Source organism: Streptomyces sp. NPDC046557 (assembly GCF_040645975.1).
Taxonomy (GTDB): Bacteria; Actinomycetota; Actinomycetes; order Streptomycetales; family Streptomycetaceae; genus Streptomyces.
In genome coordinates, this window is sequence record NZ_JBEYZH010000027.1 from 42,578 (window position 1) to 60,099 (window position 17,522).

At 68.3% G+C, this 17,522-nt stretch carries 13 protein-coding genes, 1 tRNA gene and 2 pseudogenes; 8 read left to right on the top strand and 8 right to left on the bottom strand.

Annotated elements, in window-relative coordinates; genetic code table 11:
* Positions 1-11: 11 nt before the first annotated feature.
* Positions 12-2,219 (top strand): annotated as a pseudogene (locus ABZ934_RS29255) ((Fe-S)-binding protein); the annotation flags it as partial.
* A gap of 708 nt (positions 2,220-2,927) precedes the next feature.
* Positions 2,928-3,878, top strand: a complete 951-nt coding sequence (locus tag ABZ934_RS29260; protein ID WP_361318838.1) for a Yip1 family protein — start codon at positions 2,928-2,930, stop codon at positions 3,876-3,878.
* A gap of 75 nt (positions 3,879-3,953) precedes the next feature.
* Here ABZ934_RS29260 and ABZ934_RS29265 read toward each other — a convergent pair whose 3' ends face one another.
* Positions 3,954-4,451, bottom strand: coding sequence for a phosphoribosyltransferase (locus ABZ934_RS29265; protein ID WP_361318840.1), 498 nt, complete (start codon positions 4,449-4,451; stop codon positions 3,954-3,956).
* Positions 4,448-5,035 (bottom strand): dCTP deaminase, encoded by a 588-nt coding sequence (gene dcd, locus ABZ934_RS29270; protein ID WP_136210083.1) that lies wholly within the window; start codon positions 5,033-5,035, stop codon positions 4,448-4,450. Before dcd ends, ABZ934_RS29265 begins: the two co-directional genes overlap by 4 nt.
* A 468-nt stretch (positions 5,036-5,503) precedes the next feature.
* Here dcd and ABZ934_RS29275 point away from each other — a divergent pair.
* The 4 genes from ABZ934_RS29275 (at position 5,504) to fxsT (ending at position 10,955) form a co-directional block, all read left to right on the top strand.
* A tRNA-Gly gene (locus ABZ934_RS29275) sits at positions 5,504-5,577 on the top strand.
* 750 nt (positions 5,578-6,327) lie between these two features.
* Positions 6,328-7,032, top strand: a complete 705-nt coding sequence (locus ABZ934_RS29280) for a restriction endonuclease (RefSeq protein WP_361318842.1) — start codon at positions 6,328-6,330, stop codon at positions 7,030-7,032.
* A 606-nt stretch (positions 7,033-7,638) separates the two neighbouring features.
* Positions 7,639-7,995 carry a hypothetical protein gene (locus ABZ934_RS29285; protein ID WP_361318844.1) on the top strand — a complete coding sequence of 119 codons (357 nt, stop codon included), beginning with the start codon at positions 7,639-7,641 and terminating at the stop codon, positions 7,993-7,995.
* Between the two features lie 233 nt (positions 7,996-8,228).
* On the top strand, positions 8,229-10,955 hold the full coding sequence (gene fxsT, locus ABZ934_RS29290) for an FxSxx-COOH system tetratricopeptide repeat protein (protein ID WP_361318888.1): 2,727 nt from the start codon (positions 8,229-8,231) through the stop codon (positions 10,953-10,955).
* 227 nt (positions 10,956-11,182) lie between these two features.
* Here the strand turns inward: fxsT and ABZ934_RS29295 are convergent, their stop codons facing one another.
* The 3 genes from ABZ934_RS29295 to ABZ934_RS29305 all read right to left on the bottom strand — a co-directional run bounded on the left by ABZ934_RS29295 (position 11,183) and on the right by ABZ934_RS29305 (position 13,042).
* Complete coding sequence (locus ABZ934_RS29295) at positions 11,183-12,334, bottom strand: tyrosine-type recombinase/integrase (RefSeq protein WP_361318846.1); 1,152 nt, start codon at positions 12,332-12,334, stop codon at positions 11,183-11,185.
* Positions 12,334-12,552 carry an excisionase family DNA-binding protein gene (locus tag ABZ934_RS29300; protein WP_361318848.1) on the bottom strand — a complete coding sequence of 73 codons (219 nt, stop codon included), beginning with the start codon at positions 12,550-12,552 and terminating at the stop codon, positions 12,334-12,336. The genes ABZ934_RS29295 and ABZ934_RS29300 overlap by 1 nt, the downstream gene beginning before the upstream one ends.
* A 217-nt stretch (positions 12,553-12,769) precedes the next feature.
* On the bottom strand, positions 12,770-13,042 hold the full coding sequence (locus tag ABZ934_RS29305) for a helix-turn-helix transcriptional regulator (RefSeq protein ID WP_361318850.1): 273 nt from the start codon (positions 13,040-13,042) through the stop codon (positions 12,770-12,772).
* Positions 13,043-13,312: 270 nt separating this feature from the next.
* Here ABZ934_RS29305 and ABZ934_RS29310 point away from each other — a divergent pair.
* Positions 13,313-14,502 (top strand): annotated as a pseudogene (locus tag ABZ934_RS29310) (DUF3631 domain-containing protein); the annotation flags it as partial.
* A 35-nt stretch (positions 14,503-14,537) separates the two neighbouring features.
* On the top strand, positions 14,538-15,416 hold the full coding sequence (locus tag ABZ934_RS29315; protein WP_361318852.1) for an ImmA/IrrE family metallo-endopeptidase: 879 nt from the start codon (positions 14,538-14,540) through the stop codon (positions 15,414-15,416).
* 111 nt (positions 15,417-15,527) lie between these two features.
* Here ABZ934_RS29315 and ABZ934_RS29320 read toward each other — a convergent pair whose 3' ends face one another.
* From ABZ934_RS29320 to ABZ934_RS29330, 3 genes are all read right to left on the bottom strand, one after another.
* Positions 15,528-15,965: an NUDIX domain-containing protein gene (locus ABZ934_RS29320; RefSeq protein WP_361318854.1), complete on the bottom strand. Its 438-nt coding sequence runs from the start codon at positions 15,963-15,965 to the stop codon at positions 15,528-15,530.
* 80 nt (positions 15,966-16,045) lie between these two features.
* On the bottom strand, positions 16,046-16,459 hold the full coding sequence (locus ABZ934_RS29325) for an NUDIX domain-containing protein (protein WP_361318856.1): 414 nt from the start codon (positions 16,457-16,459) through the stop codon (positions 16,046-16,048).
* A gap of 441 nt (positions 16,460-16,900) precedes the next feature.
* Positions 16,901-17,521, bottom strand: a complete 621-nt coding sequence (locus tag ABZ934_RS29330) for a GNAT family protein (RefSeq protein WP_361318858.1) — start codon at positions 17,519-17,521, stop codon at positions 16,901-16,903.
* Position 17,522: the final 1 nt, after the last annotated feature.

Sequence of the window (17,522 nt, forward strand, 5' to 3'; positions counted from 1 at the left end):
GGAGCCGTCCCATGCAACTCGCCGCGATCATCGTGTCGCTGGTCCTGACCGTGATCGGCGTCGCGCTCATCGCCCGAGCCGTGGCGCAGATCTACCGCTTCGTGAAGCTGGGCCAGCCGGTTCCGGCGGGCAGCCGCACGGACGACCCGACGGCCCGCAGCCTCACGCTGGCCAAGGAGTTCGTCGGCCACACCCGGATGAACCGGTGGGGCGTCATCGGCGTCGCCCACTGGTTCGTCGCCGTCGGCTTCCTGACCCTCGGCCTGACGATCGTCACCGCCTACGGCCAACTGTTCAAGGCCGACTGGGTGCTGCCGGTCCTCGGCGGCTGGCTGCCCTACGAGCTCTACACCGAGTTCATCGCGCTGTTCACCACCCTCGGCATCCTGACCCTGATGGGCATCCGGCTGGCGAGCCTGCCCTCGCGGGCGGGCCGCAAGTCGCGCTTCGCGGGCTCGAAGGCGGGCCAGGCGTACTTCGTCGAGTACGTCATCCTCACCATCGGCCTCGCGATCATGACCCTGCGCGGCCTGGAAGGCGCGATCCACGGCGTCGGGCACTACGAGGCCGCGTACTGGGCCTCGTACCCGCTGGTGGCGGCCTTCAAGGGGCTGAGCTACGGCACCCTGCAGAACCTGGTCTACCTGACCGCCATGATCAAGCTCGGCGTCACCATGACGTGGGCCATCACGGTCGGCCTCAACACCAACATGGGTGTCGCCTGGCACCGCTTCCTCGCCTTCCCGAACATCTGGTTCAAGCGGAACGCGGACGGCGCGACCGCGCTGGGCGCGCTCCAGCCGATGACCAGCGGCGGCAAGGAGATCGACTTCGAGGAGCCCGGCGAGGACGACGTCTTCGGCGTCTCCCAGGTCGAGCAGTTCTCCTGGAAGGGCATCCTCGACTTCTCCACCTGCACCGAGTGCGGGCGTTGCCAGTCGCAGTGCCCCGCCTGGAACACGGGCAAGCCGCTCTCCCCGAAGCTCCTCATCATGTCGCTGCGCGACCACGCGCACGCCAAGGCGCCGTACCTGCTCGCGGGCGGCGGCAAGGACATGGAGGGCAACGAGAAGGCGACCGCCGAGCAGTTGAAGGACGTGCCCGCCTCCGCGCTGGCCGAGGCGGAGCGTCCGCTGATCGGCACGGTCGAGGAGAACGGTGTCATCGACCCCGACGTGCTGTGGTCCTGCACCACCTGCGGCGCGTGCGTCGAGCAGTGCCCGGTCGACATCGAGCACATCGACCACATCGTCGACATGCGGCGCTACCAGGTGATGATCGAGAGCGCGTTCCCGTCGGAGGCGGGCACGATGCTCAAGAACCTGGAGAAGAAGGGCAACCCCTGGGGCCTCGCCAAGAAGCAGCGGGTGGAGTGGACCAAGGAGGTCGACTTCGAGGTCCCGATCGTCGGCAAGGACGCGGAGGATCTCTCCGAGTTCGACTACCTCTACTGGGTCGGCTGCGCCGGCGCGCTGGAGGACCGGGCGAAGAAGACCACGAAGGCGTTCGCCGAGCTGCTGAACATCGCCGGCGTCAAGTTCGCGATCATGGGCGGGGACGAGAAGTGCACCGGTGACTCGCCGCGCCGCCTGGGCAACGAGCCGCTGTTCCAGCAGCTCGCGCAGGAGAACGTGGCCATGCTGAACATGGCCTTCGGCGAGGACGACGAGGACCCCGCGACGCGCAAGCCGAAGTCGGCGAAGCGGATCGTCTCGACCTGCCCGCACTGCTTCAACACCATCGCGAACGAGTACCCGCAGCTGGGCGGCGAGTACGAGGTCATCCACCACACGCAGCTGCTCCAGCACCTGATCGACGAGGGCCGGCTGACGCCGGTGACGCCGGTCGACGGGCTGATCACGTACCACGACCCCTGCTACCTGGGTCGGCACAACAAGGTCTACACGCCGCCGCGCGAGATCATGTCGGCCGTGCCGGGGCTGCGGCAGCAGGAGATGCACCGCCACAAGGAGCGGGGCTTCTGCTGTGGTGCGGGTGGCGCGCGGATGTGGATGGAGGAGCGGATCGGCAAGCGCATCAACAACGAGCGCGTCGACGAGGCCCTGTCCCTGAACCCGGACATCGTGTCGACGGCGTGCCCGTTCTGCCTGGTGATGCTGACCGACTCGGTGAACGGCAAGAAGAACGAGGGCCAGGCCAAGGAGTCCGTCCAGGTGGTGGACGTGGCGCAGCTGCTGCTGGAGTCGGTGAAGACCCCGGGCCCCGACGCGGAGGCGCTGGCCCTGGCCGAGGCGGAGGAAGCGGCCGCGGCTGCCGCGGCGGAGGCCGCCGAGGCTGCCGCCAAGATGAAGGCGGAGGCCGAAACGAAGGCGAAGGCGGAGGCTGCCGCGAAGGCTGAAGCCGAAGCCAAGGCTGCTGCGGAGGCGGAGGCGGAGGCCGAAGCCAAGGCGGAGGCTGCTGCGGAGGCGGAGGCTGAGGCCGCCGCCGAGCCGAAGGCCGAAGCCGGGGCTGCCGCCGAGGTGAAGGCCCAGCCGAAGGCCGGGGCGAAGGTCGAGCCGACCGACGCCGAGACCGAGGCCGGTGCCGAGCCGAAGGCGGACACCGAGGCAGCGGCGAACAAGGTGGAGCCGGCCGCCGAGCCGAAGGCGGAGGTGCCCGCCCCCAAGGCCGACGCCGACGCGGACGCCGAACCGGAATCTCCCGCTCCCGCCGCCGAGGCCAAGGCCGACGCCCCCGAGGGCGCCAAGTAGGCCCGTGTAAGCCCACGTAGACCCACGCCGCGACAACGGCATCGGAACGGCCGGTCCCCGACCAGGGGGCCGGCCGTTCCGGCTTCCGCCGGGCCCCCGTGAGGCCCCCGTGAGGCCCCGGGGCTTCCCCTAGGGGATGTCACAGCTCAGCCGCAAAGGACGCCGGTTCCGGCCGCCCGCGCACCCCCGCCCGCCGGACCAGGTACTTTCGATCACGTGGCTGGATTCAGGATCGGACGCGGCCGGGACAACAACCGCACCCCGCAACAACCCCCGCAAGCCCCGCGGCAGCAGCCGTACGGTCAGCAGCAGGCGCCTGGCGCGCCGCAGGCACCGTACGGCCGTCAGCCCTACCCTCCCGCCGGCCCCCCTCCGCAGCAGCAGTGGCCCCAGCAGGCCACCGGCGGCGCCCGGGACCACGGCGAGCCCGAGTACTTCGACCCGTACGGTCAACCGCACCCGCACGGGCAGGCGTACCCGCAGCAGCCGCCCGGGCACGGGGCCTCGTACGCCGACAACCCGGGCTACACCCAGGCGTTCTCGATCGGTGAGGACCCGTACGGCCAGGCCGCGCCCTACCAGGGCGCGACGTACCAGGCCGGTTCGGCCCCGGCCGCCCCGGCCGGTCCGCGGCTGCCCTGGAAGGAGCTCCTGCGCGGCATCGTGATGCGGCCGGGCCCGACGTTCTTCCGCATGCGCGACTACCCCGTCTGGGGTCCGGCGCTGATCGTGACCTTCCTCTACGGCATGCTCGCGGTCTTCGGCTTCGACAAGGCCCGCGAGGACGCCATCAAGGCCACCCTCTCCCAGGCCGTCCCGATCGTCCTCAGCACCGGCGTCGCCTTCGTCATCTGCGGCCTGATCCTGGGCGGCGTCACCCACACCCTGGCCCGTCAGCTGGGCGGCGACGGCGCGTGGCAGCCGACCGTGGGCCTGTCGATGCTGGTCATGTCGATCACCGACGCGCCCCGCCTGCTGTTCGCGGTCTTCCTCGGCGGCGACAACATGGTCGTCCAGGTCCTCGGCTGGGCCACCTGGCTGGCCGCCGGCGCGCTGTTCACCTCGCTGATGAGCAAGTCGCACGACCTGCCCTGGCCGAAGGCGCTGGGCGCGTCCGCGATCCAGCTGGTCGCCCTGCTGTCGATCATCAAGCTCGGCACGATCTGAGCCCTACGGACGAACCGAAGGGGACCGGCGCCACATCCGCGCCGGTCCCCTTCGGTTCGTCCGTCATCCTGGACCTCAGGCGTCGAGGACCTGACCCTCGCGCTTGACGACGGGCGGCTCGACCGACCAGGGGAAGTTGATCCACTCGTCGGTCTTCTTCCACACGTACTCGCACTTCACGAGCGAGTGCGACTTCTCGTAGACGACGGCCGAGCGGACCTCCGCCACCGTGCCCAGGCAGAAGTCGTGCACCAGCTTGAGCGTCTTGCCGGTGTCGGCGACGTCGTCGGCGATCAGCACCTTCTTGTCGGTGAAGTCGATCGCCTCGGGGACCGGCGCCAGCATGACCGGCATCTCCAGGGTCGTGCCGACACCCGTGTAGAACTCCACGTTCACGAGGTGGATGTTCTTGCAGTCCAGCGCGTACGCCAGTCCGCCGGCGACGAAGACGCCACCGCGGGCGATGCTCAGGATGATGTCGGGCTCGTAGCCGTCCTCGGCGATGGTCTGCGCCAGCTCGCGCACGGCGCGACCGAACCCGTCGTAGGTCAGGTTCTCCCGTACTTCGCTCATGCCTCGTGCCTCACCTGGGTGCGGTGGAAGTTCTGGAAGGAGCGCGACGCCGTCGGGCCGCGCTGGCCCTGGTAGCGCGATCCGTAGCGCTCGCTGCCGTACGGGAACTCGGCGGGCGAGCTGAGCCGGAACAGGCACAGTTGGCCGATCTTCATCCCCGGCCACAGCTTGATCGGGAGCGTGGCGAGGTTCGACAGCTCCAGGGTCACGTGGCCCGAGAAGCCCGGGTCGATGAAGCCGGCGGTCGAATGCGTGACCAGGCCCAAGCGGCCGAGGCTGGATTTGCCCTCCAGCCGGGAGGCGATGTCCTCGGGCAGCGAGATGACCTCGTAGGTCGAGGCGAGGACGAACTCGCCCGGGTGGAGGATGAACGCCTCGTCGCCCTCCGGCTCGACCATCCGGGTCAGATCCGGCTGCTCGGTGGCGGGGTCGATGTGGGCGTAACGGTGGTTCTCGAAGACCCGGAAGAACCGGTCGAGACGCACATCGATGCTGGAGGGCTGCACCATCGACTCGTCGAACGGGTCGATGCGAACCCGTCCGCTGTCGATCTCGGCCCGGATGTCTTTGTCAGAGAGAAGCACGTCCCGAGGATACGCAGAGCGCGCGGGCCACCCCCAATCGAGAGCGGCGCCCGCGCGCCCTGATCACTGCGCTCCGACGGCTACCGCTTCGCGCCGCCCACGGGCACGGCGTGCCTCAGCCGCGCGCACCGCGGGCACCGCAACAACCGCCCCGGACCGATCCGGGCGGCACCGAGCTGCCGCAACGGGAAGGAAGCGGTGCTGAAAACGTGCCCTTCGGCACAACGGACGACGGTGTGCTCCATCGAGTCCCTTTCCCCAACGAGCCGTACTGCGACGAATCGCCACATTAGGGGATGACCCAGGCCCACGCCGGCCGCCGCTCCGAACCATAAGCTACGCCCCAACTCCCGCCCCCAGCACCCCTCCTGCAGCCCTTCGACGACAACGACCCTGCGGCTGATTCACCGGGGGTCGATCATGAGGTAGAGTGGGCCACGATGAGGTTCCAGGCAACTGGAAACCTATGCGGATGTAGTTTAATGGTAGAACATGAGCTTCCCAAGCTCAGAGCGCGGGTTCGATTCCCGTCATCCGCTCCATAGCAAAGCCCTAGGTCAGAGACCTGGGGCTTCGTCGTTGTCTAGACCTATCCAGCCTTGCCGTGCCCTCCGCGTGCCCCAACTCGCAGAAACGCCCTGCTCGAAGGGCCTTCCTTGCACCACTTGCACCACTCGGACGCGGAGTCGTCTCGGATCACGAGACGCATTTCATGTGACCTGCGCCACGTGGGCGCCCAGATTCGCCTGTTCGCAACCCTGAAGCAAGCCCTCAACCACACCGCTTGCGCGGCCAAGTTGGCGATGACGCGACACTCTCCCCTGCACCTCCGAATGCCGCCGGAGGCGCTCCTCACCAAAGCGCAGGCAGGCCGGCCCCGGCTCAGCAGATGATCACGACTGGTGACAAGTAGGTGACGCGTTGTCAGTGGTGGGTGCTTTCATGGATCCGGTGCGCAGGGAGGCGCATCACGACTGGTGGGGGGATACAGCTGTGCCCTGGATCAATGAGTACTTCCGGGCAGACGGCACTCGGGTCAAAGGCCATGGCCGGCTCCCTGCCGGGGCCCGGCGGGAGACCGCGCTGCTCGGCCTGATCGTCGCCGGAGTGGTCGTCTTCGGGAATGGAACAACATCAGCGGGGGCCGGAGCAGGCTCAGGTCAGGAGTTACCCAGGCCGCAGTCGACGGTGGTCTACCCGATCAAGTGGCCGGCATGGGAAAACCGCCCAGCGCCCCAACCCATACCGACGGTCTCCTATCCGATCGTCTTCCCGAGCACGGGGAACAGCAGGTGAGCCCCCGCCCACCCGCCAAGAGGCGCAAGCGCACCAGCACAGCGCGGCGCCGGAAGGCCACCGGCTCGGAGGAGCTGTGGCTCATCGGCCTGGTCGGCCTCGTGGCCCTCAGCCTCATCGTGGCGGTGATGTCGTGGCTCGCCGCCCACCCCTGGGTCCTGGTGCTCGGCCTCCTCGCAGCCGGTGCCGCGGGCGCGCTGTGGATGCGCCGACGCCAGGAGGCCGCCCGATGGGACCAGGTCCGGGCCCAGGGCCTGCGCTACGCCGTCGAACACTTCGACAGCCTCCACCACAACGACTTCGAGTTCGCCGTACGGGACCTCATGCACCGCGACGGCTGCGCCGACGCCCAGAAGGTCGGCGGACGCGGCGACAACGGCGCGGACGTCAAAGCCACCGACCCCTACGGCCGCCGCTGGGTCATCCAGTGCAAGCACCGCAAGGCCGGCTGGCAGGGGTCAGCGGTCGGCACCCCCGACCTCCAGGTCCTCAACGGCACCGGCCGCCAGATACACGGCGGGGACGTCCTCGTCATGCTCACCAACGGCCGCTTCTCCCGGCCCGCCCTCGACTTCGCCAAGTCTCAGCGCCTCCACCTCGTCGACCGCCACCTCCTCGCCCAGTGGGCCAGCGGCCCGCGCCCCCTGTGGGAGCTCCTCCGCGCCGTCCCACCTCCCCGCAAACCCACCGCACTGTCCTGATCGGCTGGGGTTGCTGGACCTGGCCACTCAAACAGCCCGATTCCCGCGAGCTCTCACGCCGGAGAAGAGCAGAGCCGGCGCGATGACCACCACGCAGTCAGGTAGATGTTGGGGAAGCAGCTGACAGCGGGGTTGAAGAGAGTCCGGGTAAGGAGGGCTCCTGTTCGAGCTGGCCGATGCGGCAATCGGGAAACCGGACATGCAGACGGGGCCCCGAGCTCAGTCGGGGTTCGAGGTCACTCGGGCGGGAGCTCGGCGGTGGCGTCCATGGCCCCCGTCAGCCAGTCGTCCAGACCGTCGTCGCCGAGTGTCTTGTTCTAGCCCCGGATCACCAGGGTCGCGTGGCACCGGGGCGCGCAAGGGCCTCTTCATCGGCCGATCGGGTGTGGGCTTGGTATCGGTGCGACCTCGCCCGATCACGAGACCGGCCACTCACCCTGCGGCTACCGTTTCTACGAGTGGTGCACGGGACGACCACTGATTGAAAGCAGTGTTGCCCGGCAGCTGGTTGGCTAGGGAGGGTTCGTGGCAGGCATGTCGGGGGCAGCACGTGGGGCTGTGTGGACGGCGGCTGTTTCAGCTGGGCTCATTGCGGTAGGGCTGGCGGTGATCGTCGCGGTGGTCGATCTGGATACTGGTGATCGGACGGCCAGCATCATCGGTGCGGTCCTGGCCGCTGTGGGCCTCGTCGTTTCCGTGCTGGCGCTTGCCCGCCAGAGCCGGGGGGATTCGTCGAGTGGTCGACGGGTGCAGGCCGAACGCGGTGTCGCTGCTGGTGGGAACGTCGCCAATAACGCCATCGGAAGAAACTCGCGCGTGGACGGATCAGCATCGCCGGCGGCATCACCAGGGGCAGCCACCGGCGATTCTGGAGCGGTAGATGTGCAGGCGGGGCCTGGCGGCGTCGCGGCTGGCGGGGACATTGCTGGCAACGCCATTGGCGATGACAGCCAGGTCCGATGAGCGCCCTGTGGCCCCGCCGGTCACGCAAGTCCTCCACCTCGCCCGAACGTGGCAACCGCGGGACTGAAGAAGATCGCGTCCTCGACACCTCAGGCAGTAGGCAGGTGACGGTTCTGGCAGCCCAGGGAGCGGTCGCCGCTGGCCGGGATCTGTCCGGAAACGCCATCGGCCCGAACAGCACCGCCACCACGAACATCTACCTACCGCCGCCCCGTAAGAAGCCATCCTGGCCTATGCGAGTCGGGGCCCCGCCATTGCCTGCGTCGGCATTCCAGCCACGGCCGGTATTGCGTAGCGCGATCGATCGTGCTCGCTCGGCCAATGACACGTCGGTGTTGGCGCAGGTCCTGTCCGGTGGGGGTGGGGTGGGCAAGACCCAGCTCGCCGCCGCCTACGCTCACGAAGCCACTCTCGGAGGCACCGATCTGGTCCTATGGGTGCCAGCTGGCGAGGTCCAACAGGTCATCACCCTCTACGCCCGAGCTGCCCTCCTGGTGCAGGCACCGGGTGCCGACGGCGCTGACCCAGAACGTGATGCACAGGTGTTGTTGGACTGGCTGGCGACCACAGAGCGTTCGTGGCTCGTCGTCCTGGACGACATCACTGACCCCGCGACGATCGCCCGCTGGTGGCCGCCGGGCCGACCAAGGTCAGGCTGGGTTCTGGCCACTACCCGACTGAAGGACGCCCGCTTAACCGGGCAAGGCCGGGCCCGAGTTGACGTCGACGTCTACACCCCTGCTGAGGCCTTCTCCTATCTGCAAACTCGGCTCACCGCTGACGACGCCGCCCATCTCCTCGACGGACGCGAACACGAGCTGGCTGACGCCCTCGGAAGGCTACCCCTCGCCCTTGGCCACGCTGCTGCTTACATCCTTAATCAGCAGCTTCCCTGCGGCAGCTACCTCCAGCGACTCCAAGACAGCACGCGAAGCCTTGAAGACCTCCTCCCACTATCAGCAGACGCTGAGGGATACGGTCGGCAGGTAGCTGCCGCACTGCTGCTCTCCGTAGCCGCCGCGGAAGCAGCCACGCCGAATGGGCTCGCCCGGCCCGTCCTCCTCTTGGCCGCGCTTCTCGACCCCGCCGGCCACCCGGCGGACATTTGGGCTGCCGCCCCCCTCCTCGAAGAACTTCCCCGATACTGCTCCCCTGCCATTGGGGGAAAGGAATCCACAGGTGCCGTCACCGCGGAGGAAACATACGAGGCCCTGCTCGTTCTGCACCGCTACGGCCTGGTCACTTACGATCCCCGCAGTCAACATCAGGAAGTCCGCATCCACGCGCTTACGGCCCGGGCCGCACGTGAAACCACGCCCGGCAACCAGCAGTCGGCCCTCGCCATTAGTGCGGCCTACGCGCTGCTGAACATCTGGCCGGACCTCGACCAGATCCAACACGATCTCGGCGCCGTCCTCCGCGCTAACAGCGACACCCTCAGGCAATACGCCGGGTCGCACCTCTGGCAAAGCGAAGCCCGCTCGCTTCTCTTCCGCGCCGGGAGCAGCCTGAACGACAACGGCCTCGTCGGTCCCGCACTCACTCACTGGCAGACTGTGACGGACCAGACCGAGGGGATTCTGGGGCCTGATCACCCCCATACCCTGCTTGCCTGGTCCAATCTTGCCGTCGCTTACAGCCGCCTGAGCCGCTACGAAACCTCCGTGGAACTAGGGAAGCGGGCGCTGGCCGGCTTCGAACGGGTTCTCGGGTCTGACCATCCCAATACCCTGAGTGCCCGAGCCAACCTCGCCGCCACCTACCGAAACCTGGGCCGCTACGAGGAGGCCCTCGTCCTGAACAAGGGGGTGTTGGCCGATCGGGAACGTGTACTTGGGCCGGACCACCCCGACACCCTGAGCGCCCGAGCCAACCTCGCCGTCACCTTCGGAAATCTTGATCGTTACGAGGAGGCCCTCCTCCTGAAGAAGCGGGTGTTGGCCGATCGGGAACGTGTACTTGGGCCGGACCACCCCGACACCCTGACTACCCGATCCAACCTCGCCGTCACGTACAACGACGTCGGCCGCTACGACGACGCTCTCCGCCTGAAGAAGCAGGTGCTGGCCGACTATGAGCGTCTCCTCGGGCCCGACCACCCCGACACATTGCGCGCCAAGATCAACCTGGCAGTCACCTACAGCGATCTCGGCCGTTACGACGAGGCCCACCGCTTAGGACAGCCGGCGCTGGTCGACTGTGAACGCCTTCTAGGGTCTGACCACTCCGAGACCCTGCGCGCGCGGGCCCACCTTGCCGCCACGTACGACGCTCTTGAACGTCATTCTGACGCTCTGCAGTTGGGGGAGCAGGCACTGGCCGACCACGAGCGTGTCCTCGGGCAAGACCATCCCGAGACCCTCCGGGTGCGAGCCCAGCTTGCCCTCACTTACGGCCTCCTGGGCCACCACGACAAGGCGCTGCAGTTGAGGACGGAGGTACTGGCAGGCTTCGACCACTGTCTTGGCGCTGACCACTCCGAGACTCTGCGTGCTAAAGCCAACCTCGCAGCGACGTATTACGTCCTTGAACGTCATGATGAGGCTCTGCAGTCAGGAGAGGAGGCGCTGGCTGGCCTCGAGTCTCTTCTTGGGCCTGACCATCCCGACAACCTGCGCACAAGGGCCAACCTTGCTGCCACATGTAACGCACTGGGCGACCACCTGAAGGCTCTGCAGTCATGGGGGCCAGTCTTGGGTGGCTTTGAGCGCAATCTCGGGTCTAGCCATCCTGAAACCCTGCGGGTGCGGACCCACGTCGCCGCGACCTTGTACCTCCTTGGGCGCCATGATGAGGCTCTGCAGTCGGGGGAGGAGGCGCTCGTCGACCATGAGCGTGCCCTCGGTCCGGACCATCCCGCGACCCTGCAGGCCAGGGCCCTCCTTGCCGTCATCTGCCGCGAGCTCGGCCACCACGCCAAAGCTGCCAAGCTCGAAGGGGATCCTTCAGAGCCGAACTGAAAATACGGCGAGGCCTGGACGTCGGTCGCCGATCGGGCCGGTAAACCACTGTGTGACCTCGCAGGCGCGGGCGATATCCGGGCAGGCCATGCACTTCACCGAGCCGGGCACCATCGGGGGCGGTGCTGGACGAGCCGGTTCGGCTCTTTGCGTCATGCGGTAGGGCGACAGAGCAGGTTCCAGCGGAGCAGCGGGGGCAGCTGCTAGCTGCCCCCGCTCGACGATCGTCACGCTTCCCGTATGAGCTTCGGCTTCGCCGACGCCTTCCCACGGGCCGCGCGGACCCTGGCGTCGATGCCGCCGGCGACCTCCTGCTGACGTTCGTCGTCGGAGTGCTGGTAGATCATCGCAGCCTTCTCCGAGGACTGGCCGGCGCGGACCATCGTGTCCTTGAGGGTCGCGCCGGACTGCGTCGACAGGGTGTGGCCCGTGTGGCGCAGGTCGTAGAAGCGGAAGTCCTTGGGCAGGCCGACCTTCGTGCGGGCCTTGGCCCACTTGCGGCCGAAGGTCGTGCGCCGGAACGGCGCCCCCTTCTCCCCTACGAACAGCAGCCCGTCGGGCTCCTTCTCCGCGAACCAGTCCAGGTGCCGCTTGACCTCCATGTAGAGGAAGGCCGGGAGGTGGATGGTGCGGACGCCCGCTGCGGACTTGGCGTCGCCCTCGACGCGGCGGCCGGTGTTCAGCTCCGGGGCCGCCTCCGTGATCCGCACCGCGAGGGGGTCCAGCGTGACCGAGGTCCGGCGCAGCGCTGCCTGTTCCTCCGGGCGCATCGGGCCGTAGGCGCAGAAGTAGACCATCAGCCGCCAGCGCGGGCCCATGGCCTCGGCGAGGGCGTCGACCTGGGCGACGGTCGCGGTCGGGCGCTCCTTGGTCTGCTCGCTTCCCGCGCCCCTGATGCGGCACGGGTTGCGGCGGATCAGCTCGTCGTCGGCCGCCGTCTCCATGATGGCCTTCAGCAGCCGGTAGCACTTGGCGACCGTCGTGGCACCGGTGGCGGTCAGGCGCTCGGCCCGCCAGGTGCGTACGGCCTGCGGGGTGATGTCGTCCAGGTCGAGGTCGCCGAAGCCGGGGAGGACGTGCAGGCGCAGGAGCCGGCGGTATAGCTCGTCCGTGGTGGCGGCGAGGCCCCGCTCATCCACCCACTTGAGGGCGTACGCCTCGAAGTTGACCTTGCCCACGTCGGGGTCGGTCCAGTGATTGCGCTGGATGTCCGCCTTGGTGAGGGTGAGCCAGTCCTGCGCGTCGGTCTTCGTCGCGAAGGTCTCCGGGGCCGTGCGCCGACTGCCGTCGGGCGCCCAGTAGCGCGCCTGCCAACGGCCGGACGGGAGCTGTCGGGTGGTGCCGAATTCACGCCGCCGCTGCGGCTTCCGGGCCGCCATCAGGCCGCCTTCCCGAAGCGGGAGCGCGCTTCGGGGAGGGTGGGGACGGTACTCGCGTCGATGTACGCGGCCAGCACGCTCGCGGCGATGCGGACGTGCTTGCCGAGCTTGACGTAACGGATCCGGCGTTCTTGGATCAGCCGCCGGATGAAGCGGACGCCAGTGCCGAGGCGTTCTGCCGCTTCGTCTACCGTGAGCAGGCGATCGCCGGAATTCACCTCCTTTGCGGTGCGAGGCTTCCCTGCGATTTCCTTTCCACCCTTCTCTCCTACCCGACCGGCGGGCACGGTTTTCCGGGCAGGGGTTATCAGCGAACGGTGCAAGAGTTTCCTCTCAGGAAATGGACAGACGTGGGGCAGGGAACGGACCGGGCAGGTGCACCGGGAACACCAATGGTCTGGAGAATCCCCGGTTTGGGAAACCGGGGATCGTCGGCTATATTTCGCCCGCTCCGGCCGCCGACGGGTTCCCGAGGAGGGTCTGGGGCGGCGTTCCGAGGGCGGCGGCGATGGCGACGAGGTCATCAACATCGCAGCGGCAGACGGTGCGCTCTAGACGCGAGAGCGCGGTGAAGGTCATGGGCCGGCCCAGGGCGCGGACGCGAGCGGCGAGCTGGCGCTGGGAGTAGCCGCGGGCGACACGAGTGCGCTCTATGGCCTGGGCGGCGGCGCGGCCTGCGGGTCCGATTTCAAGAGATCGCGGTGGCATTGGTGTGTTGTAGCTTCTGCTACGGACCCTTGGGAACCTTTTCCCTGTCTGCCGTGAGCGATGCACCGACCGTAGGCGGTAATTTCGCCGACCGGGTTTCCGGGTCTACGGTCATGGGGTCGAAAAAGTTTTCAGGAGTGTTAGAGCTATCCCTGGACTTCTGGCCCTGGGGTGTGGCTGTCTTGTCCACGCACTCCGGTCTCACCGGATTTTCCGCCCCATTCTCGAGAGGTGGCCGCCAACCCGGCCGCCGGCAAAGGAGCCGCCCCCTTGATGCCGAACACGCCCGACCCTGCCGCCGCGCCCACGAAGGCGCTCTGGCCGCCGGTGGCGGTCCCCGGCCAGCCTGATGCCGACCGCACCGCACCGACGGACGCAGTAGTCGAGCCGCAGACCTCACCCTCGCAGCCCGGCTCCGCCCCGATCGGTCCCCGTTCGCAAGGCGACCAGGCGCTGGTCGACCTGGCCGCGCAGATCGAGCGGTACGTGGTGCTGCCGAGCCCCGAGGCGCTCACGGCGGTGACCTTGTGGGTGGCGGCCACGCACCTGCAGAGGGTGTGGCAGCACGCGCCTCGCCTGGCGGTGGTGGGACCTGCGAAGCGGTGCGGAAAGTCCCGCCTCCTGGACGTGATCACCGAGACGGTCCACGACCCGCTGATCACCGTGAACGCGTCAGCAGCGGCGATCTTCCGGTCGATCGGCGAATCGGATCCGCCGACCCTGCTGGTGGACGAAGTCGACACCATCTTCGGCTCGGCGAAGGTCGCGGAGAAGAACGAGGAGCTCCGGGGCCTACTCAACGCAGGCTTCCAGAAGAGCCGTTACACACTGCGCGTCGCAGGACCGAACCACGAGGTGGTCCGCTTCCACACCTTCGCGATGGCCGCCCTCGCCGGCATCGGTGCCTGCCCGACACGATCATGGACCGGTCCGTGGTCATGCGGATGCGGCGCCGCAGGAACGGCGAGAAGGTCTCGGAGTTCCGCGCCTTCCGCGACACCCCCGCCCTGCACGCTGTACGCGACCGGCTCGCCGCGTGGCTGCGCCCGCGCGGCAAGGAAGCCATGCGGCTGATGCCCGTCGCCATGCCGGTGGAGGACCGGGCCGCGGACACCTGGGAGCCGCTGGTCATCGTCGCCGAGCTGGCCGGAGGCGACTGGCCCGAGCGTGCCCGCACTGCCTGCCGGGTCATGACGGCACACGAGGCGGCCCTCGACCAGGACACCTCGCTGCACACCCGCCTGCTGGTCGACATCCGCCGCGCCTTCGCCGCCTGCGGCAATCCGGCTGCCCTGCCCACCAGGACGCTCCTCGCCATGCTCAACCGTGACGAGGAGGCCCCGTGGGCCGAGGACAGCGCCAAGGGCCTGATCCCGCGTCGGCTGCAGATCCAGCTGAAGCCCTACGACATCAACTCGTCCACGCGCCGCTTCCCCGAGGGAATCCAGGCCAAGGGCTTCACCTGGGAAGACCCGCCAATCGGCTCGACGCATCCATGGCGCACTTCCGGAGCCTGCGCAGCACGCCGAAGTCCCAGCGAGAGCGTGCGCTCGCCTTCGCCGAGCAAGTCTGGGAGCTCACGTACGCGCTGGAGCAGCGGATCCAGTTGCCTCTGGTCGATCTCCCCGGTTTCGCAGGCGGGGAGGTCCACCCCGGCGAGGAGCTGTCCACCGACCCCGCGTCCGCCGCTCGTGAACTGCGCAGGCGCTGGGGCCTCGGCGACGGCCCTGTCACGCACCTTGTGCGGCGGATGGAATCTCACGGGATCGTGGTGGTCATGCCACCTGCCAGTGATCCTTCCGCGGCGAGCGTGGACGCCTTCTCCACCCGGGCCGCTCGTCCCCTCGTCGTGCTGACAGCCAACCGAGCCGACGACATCTACCGGCACCGGTTCACGGCCGCCCATGAACTAGGCCACCTTGTACTGCACGGCGATGCCACGGGTGACAGCCGCCAGGAGAAGGAGGCCGACGCCTTCGCAGCCGAGTTCCTGACCCCTCAGGACAGCATCCTCCCACTGCTGCCGCGGCGAATGGATTTTGCACGGCTGGCCCAGCTCAGAGGAGTCTGGGGAGTCTCCCTCCACTCGCTCGTCTACCGCTGCCGCGAGCTGGGGCTGATCTCCGACGCCACTGCCAGCAGGACGTACCAGCGCCTACGTGCACTCGACGGCCAGCCCGGATTCACAGCGGAATCGGTCTCGAACTTCCCCGGTGAACAGCCTTCGCTGCTCGGGCAGGCCTTCGAGCTCGCTGCCAAGGAAGCAGAACTCTCTGTCCCCCAGCTGGCACATGAACTGGCGTGGACCAGCCAGAGGGTGCGGGATCTGCTGGGCGTCCAGGAACAGCGGCCGGTGCTCCGGCTGGTCCAGTAGCGGTCACCGCCCGGCTCGGGAAGCGCGGGCCAGGCCGACAGCGCATGGGCACGCCACGAGGGGCCGGCGCATCTCAGTGCCGGCCCCGGTGGTTGTTGACGTGCCGAATACTCAGAGTGTTGCCTTACCCCCGAGACTTCCGGTACTGATGGCGCCCCGCAGGACGTGGACGATCTCTTCGGGCTTGAGGTCGATGCCGTCGAGACCTTCCACAGTCAGCGGGATCTCCTCCAGCGCGTACTCGCCGCGGCCCTCGGCGCTGAACTCGGGGCCGGTGCCGTCCTCGAAGGACCAGGTCGCGATGCGGGCGAGGTAGAAGAGCTGGCGCTCGTAGTCGGACTCCATGGTGTGGAGAAGGCGGACGATGTCGGCCTTCCCGGCGATCTCCTCGTGGATCTCCCTGTGGAGGGCGGCCTCGCGGGATTCGTCGCTCGGCTCGACACCGCCGCCGGGGAGCACCCAGTACTCGGGGACGTCGGGCTTGGTGCGACGGATGACCAGCATCGTGCCGTCAGTGGTGACGAGCACTGCGCGGACTCGTTCGATCATTTCGCTCTGCTTCCCTGCGAAGGCGGCGATGAGGACGTGGGTGTCGGGTCCTAGCCGAGGATGATGAACAGGCTTCGGCGTCAACGGTTCAGGGTCTCGTCGAGGTGTTCTTGTACCGGCGCGAACAGACCGTACGGGACGTACTGCGGGATCTCGGCGTGGGCTACCCAAGCGACTTCGGCCAGCTCGTCTGCATCCGCGACGTGTGCGTTTCCGCCGAGCACCTCGCAGGCCATGTAGGACATCAGCCGACCAGTGTCCGGGTGGACCCGCTCACCCAGCAGCTGCACTGGCTTCACCATCAGACCCGTCTCCTCCTGGGTCTCGCGCACGGCTGCATCTTCCCGACTTTCGCCAGGCTCGACCTTGCCAGCGGGGAACTGCCAGGAGAGCCGGCCCTCGCTTACGCGGCGCCGCACCAAGAGGACGCGTCCCTCGTGCACCACGATGGCCGCGGCGACGCCCGGGCGCTCCTCAGCGTTCTGCTGCGTCACGTCTACTCCTCCAGGACAGCCAGGATGGGTGGGAAGGAAGTATGGACGGGGATGAACCGGGTGGCTGCCTAGGCAGACGGTGCGCCGCTGCGTCGGTGGCGTCCCCGCCCCCTGACAGCGAATCTGGCCTCCCGTCCACACTCGGGTCGGTGGGCGGGGCGGGCGGGTTCATCGTGGCGGCGGATGGAGCACCAGACACGTTCCTGGAGCTCTGCGATGCAGGGGCCGCAGGCGTACATGGGTGCCTGGGCTCCGGCCACACTGACCGGGCCGATCCACAGGACGCGGGTCCATTGCTGGCCGCAGTACAGCCAGCACACCCCTTCGACCCACTCGTTGCCGTCGTCGGTGGTCGGCGGCTCGGGCAGGCCACCGCGAGCGAACTCAGCGATGCCGGGCACTACCAGGTGGTGCGGTAAGCCTTGCTCGGTCAGCACCAGCTCACCTGTCCTGTCCGCTGTCAGCCGCGGGCAGGGGCATACCCGCCGGGGCTCCGTCGTCAGCGCTCAGGTCGAAGGTGCCGATCGGTGTCCACTCGTGCTCCAGGATCGAGTAGGTGATCGAGTCCCGCCAGGCTCCGTGGACGAAGACGTGGTCGCGGATGCGCCCGTCCTCGGTCATGCCGGCTCGCAGGAGGGTACGCGCGGAAGACTCGTTCAGCGGCGAGCGTGCCGCCCATATGCGGTGCAGGCCGAGCACCTTGAAACCGAGCGCGCACAGCAGGTGGACGGTCTCCGTGCCAAGGCCCTTGCCCCACTCGGACGGGTTCAGGGCGAAGCCGATGGTGGCCGCCTGCTGCGGTTCCGTCGCCAGGCGGGCGTAGCCGATCAGCCGATGTTCACCGTGCGGGGTGATGGCCAGGCAGTACTCGGTCCGGGGAGTGTCCTCCGCGGAGGCGATGGACCGGTCGACGATCGCCTGGACCTGGTCGGCAGTGCGGGGCTCGAAGCTGAGGTGCCGGGTGGCCTCGGGGTCGCCGTAGATGGCCAGGAGGTCGGCGGCGTCCTCGGGTTCGACTTCGCGCAGCGCCAGGCGGGGGCCGGCCAGGTGGACTGGGGTCATG